This is a genomic window from Nitrospinaceae bacterium, from assembly GCA_018669005.1.
In the GTDB taxonomy this organism is placed as follows: domain Bacteria; phylum UBA8248; class UBA8248; order UBA8248; family UBA8248; genus UBA8248.
This window is the reverse complement of the sequence record JABJAL010000009.1, coordinates 1-3,357: the sequence shown is the minus strand read 5'-3', so window position 1 is coordinate 3,357 and position 3,357 is coordinate 1. Positions and strand designations below refer to the sequence as shown.

At 52.9% G+C, this 3,357-nt stretch carries 2 protein-coding genes and 1 pseudogene; 1 reads left to right on the top strand and 2 read right to left on the bottom strand.

The genetic code is table 11. The features are described 5' to 3' along the window. Positions 1-154: 154 nt before the first annotated feature. Together HOJ95_00760 and HOJ95_00755 are read right to left on the bottom strand one after the other, a co-directional pair. Positions 155-1,519: a phenylacetate--CoA ligase family protein gene (locus HOJ95_00760; protein ID MBT6393209.1), complete on the bottom strand. Its 1,365-nt coding sequence runs from the start codon at positions 1,517-1,519 to the stop codon at positions 155-157. Then, positions 1,513-2,592, bottom strand: coding sequence for a hypothetical protein (locus tag HOJ95_00755; GenBank protein MBT6393208.1), 1,080 nt, complete (start codon positions 2,590-2,592; stop codon positions 1,513-1,515). Before HOJ95_00755 ends, HOJ95_00760 begins: the two co-directional genes overlap by 7 nt. A gap of 135 nt (positions 2,593-2,727) precedes the next feature. Here HOJ95_00755 and HOJ95_00750 point away from each other — a divergent pair. Continuing rightward, positions 2,728-3,357 (top strand): annotated as a pseudogene (locus HOJ95_00750) (aminotransferase class III-fold pyridoxal phosphate-dependent enzyme).

The following is a 3,357-nucleotide window of genomic DNA, read 5'->3' as shown; positions in this document are numbered from 1 at the left end:
TCATCCAGTCTTTCCACCAAAGACACGACACTCGGCGGCACTTTTACGAAAACAAGCTCCAGCAGCCCGCAATTACTCTAGCCCGGGCCTGAAATTTTTTACGGGTCGCACGGGAATTTCCTGGCTCGATTTTTCTCGGCTTGGCGGTCGCCGTTTATCCTTCGACAGCGCAGACAAATTCTTCGAATTTGCCGCTTTTTGCGCGGGGAATTTTATCGACATAGACAGGGGTTAGCTGAAATTTATGATCCAGCCGCTTGGCTATGGTGCCTAGAATTGCCTTTTCTTCCTCTTCCACCAGCGGTTCCTGTACCGCGAGCACGACGTCCATTTCGGACAGACTGCGCTGAATTATCTGAAGTTGACGCACGGAAGGGGCGATTTTACCGGTCTCTTCCTCCCATCGGAATGGGAAAGTCATTGCGCCGCCAGGCAGTTGCATCATGTGGCGGACCCTTCCCATTACCCGGCGAATTGCTGGACGCGTGAATTCCCCTGCACAAGGTGCGTCCCATTCGGCAAGGTCGCCTTGTTCATAACGGATTAGGGGAGAGGCGAAATTGTGCAGATCGGTCACGACCACGCGCCCCACCTCACCCGGCGCGCATTCTTCACCGTTCTCGTTCAGAATTTCCCAGATGACACTTTCCATCTGCACCAAAAGATGGTGGTGACCGGGCTGAGGACATTGGAAGGCCGTGAAACCTACTTCCTCCGAACCGTAGGTTTCAATGACTGGGGCGCCGAAAGCCCGTTCGATTAACGTCCGTTGCCCCAATGACAATCCTTCGCTCATGGTTGACATGTCGCGGAGGCAAGGCAGTTCAAAATTTCGCTCCTCGCTCCTGCGTGCGAGATACTCCAGGTTGGAAGGATAGGTGGTGAGGTAATTCACTTTCATTTCGGCCAGCCAGTCGAGCTGTTGGTCGAGCGAGCAGGACCCGCAGTTTAGCAGCCGCGTTCTATTTCCTGGAAAGGGGCGCCAATTTGGCTCGCTGTCACCCTCGGGAGGGAGGCCCTGTTCGGAGTCCTCGATCGCCCTGATGAGTGCATAAATTCCGTCTCTGTCTCGGTTGTTCCATGCTTCGAACCGGAGGCTCAGGGCAAAGCGGAAGGCCTCGCTCAGGTTGGTAACTCGGATTGTTACCGGCTCACCTGTTGAGCCCGATGTTCCCCTGCCCCAAATAAGTCCATGATCAGTGGGGACCTCGGTGCTGAAGAGAGATTCACCGGCATTCTGAATATCCGCGCGGGTCAGCAGCGGCAATTTTTTAAAACTCTCCGGTGTTAGCTTGCCCCCCGTCTCACGAACCCAAGCGCCATAGCGTTCTGTAAAGAACGGAGACGTCCGGGCGTGATGCCGGAGGAGTGGTGCAAGTTGTTTGAACTGATGGTCCCGAAGGCGGTCAAGAGGCCAGTTTCGGGCTTCGTGGAATTGATCCAGCAGAGCGAGTATCCAGGCATCCATACGTCCGGGTATAGGAGGCCAAGTGAGTCCCGGAATGCCGGAATTCAGCATTGTAGGTTCTTGTCCGCTAGGCGAATTACGGGCAATCCGAGGCCGCATTCACACCCAACGTCAAGCGCCGCCTTTTCCCCGGTGTCGTATCGGATCAAGGGCATGGCAAAGTTTTGCAGATCGGTGATAACCAAACGTCCGAAATTTCCGAGCGGCGCGGGTTGGCCTTCTTCGTCGAGTATTTCTAAAAGAAAATTTTCGGCATGGATATGGTGACGCCCGTATTTGGCGCACGCCATTGCGATGCAGCCAAAAAAAGGTATGTAAGGGACAAGGTAAACCGGTGCGCCCCAATACTTTTCTATAATCGAACGTCTGGTTGGATCAAGTGCGCCATCAAGAACGAAGATGCTTCTTACATTTTCACGTTGAATGCCGGCACCATCGGTTGCCTCGGCCAGATTAATTAAATCCGAGGTATGTCCGACCACAAGAGCGGGTGCGCCTTTAAGGGTATGGGCGGTGTCTATTCTAGGATTAGAGAGATCCTTCCGTGATCCGGGCCGAGGGAAGATGCCGCCCATGAAAAATTTTTCTTCCGTCTCGATTCCTACGTCGAGTGAAAGGTTGAGACCATCTTTTCCCGCAGGCATGGCGACAACGAACCTGAGATTCGGATCCAGGCCGTAACGGCTACAGTTCCGTTGCCAGAGAGCGCGCCGAATGAGCGGCCCGACTTCCGTATAGCGGATCGAATGTTCCCCGCCCGATCGATCGGGAAAAGGCCAGCCGATCCGATTTCCGTGTTCGTTGGGAATTTCCGTACTGAATAAGGCATCGCCCGCCAGTTCGATGTCGGCAATGGATATTAGGGGAAGGTTGCGAAATTCCTTGAGTGTGATCTGTCCGTCCCGGGAAAGCTTGTAGCGCTTGAGCCGCTTTCGCGTGAAGGGAGATGCCTGAGTGTGGTGTAGAAGGAGAAGCCCTGCTTGTGACAACTGGTGCGCGGTCAGGCGATCATTAGGCCATGCCTGGATTTCGTCAAAGAACCGCCGCAAGGCCATGAGGCAAGCCTGCCGGTAGTTTGGAACAACGGGCCATTCAATGCCGGTAACGGGAGAACCTAGAGACATTTTGATTCACCATACTCCGCTCGATTATGCGCTTTCCACCGTTGGATATATCATACGAAAATTGTAGCCATTTTGAATCAGTTTATCTTATTTTAATTCTTTACGCTTTTGAGGATCGTCATTCTGGGAATTGTCATGGAAATTTTCGAACAAATTTAATCTAACGTACGCAGCTACGCCCGTACCTTTCCGGCTGTTTTTGACAAGGCCGAAGGAGCCAATCTGTTTGATGAGCAGGGCAATCGCTTTATCGATTTTTTTGCCGGGGCCGGAGCCCTGAATTACGGCCACAACAATCCGCGAATTACAAAGGCGCTCATTGCCTACCTCAGTGAAAATCGCGTCGTTCACGGATTGGATATGGCGAGCGTGGCAAAACGCAATTTTCTTCAGAAGTTTCTTGATACAATTCTGATGCCCCGAAATTTGAACTACAAAATTCAGTTTACCGGACCGACCGGAACCTGTGCCATAGAATCCGCCCTTAAGCTGGCCCGACGGATTAAGAAGCGTTCAAACATCGTCGCGTTCACCAAAGGCTACCACGGCCTAACCATGGGGTCCCTTGGCGTTACCGCAAATGGATTTTATCGGGACGAATTCACCGGTCAGGCCGCAAATACGGCCTTCATGCCGTTCGACGGTTATTTGGGAAATAGCATCGATACCATCGACGTGTTTCGAAATTATTTGGACGATCCCTCCAGCGGTATTGACCTTCCGGCCGCCGTAATTGTGGAAACGGTCCAGGGCGAAGGCGGCATC

Excerpts from the sequence above, each read along its gene's own strand:
- HOJ95_00760 (MBT6393209.1), bottom strand. The coding sequence starts at position 1,519 with ATGCTGAATTCCGGCATTCCGGGACTCACTTGGCCTCCTATACCCGGA.
- HOJ95_00755 (MBT6393208.1), bottom strand. The coding sequence starts at position 2,592 with ATGTCTCTAGGTTCTCCCGTTACCGGCATTGAATGGCCCGTTGTTCCA.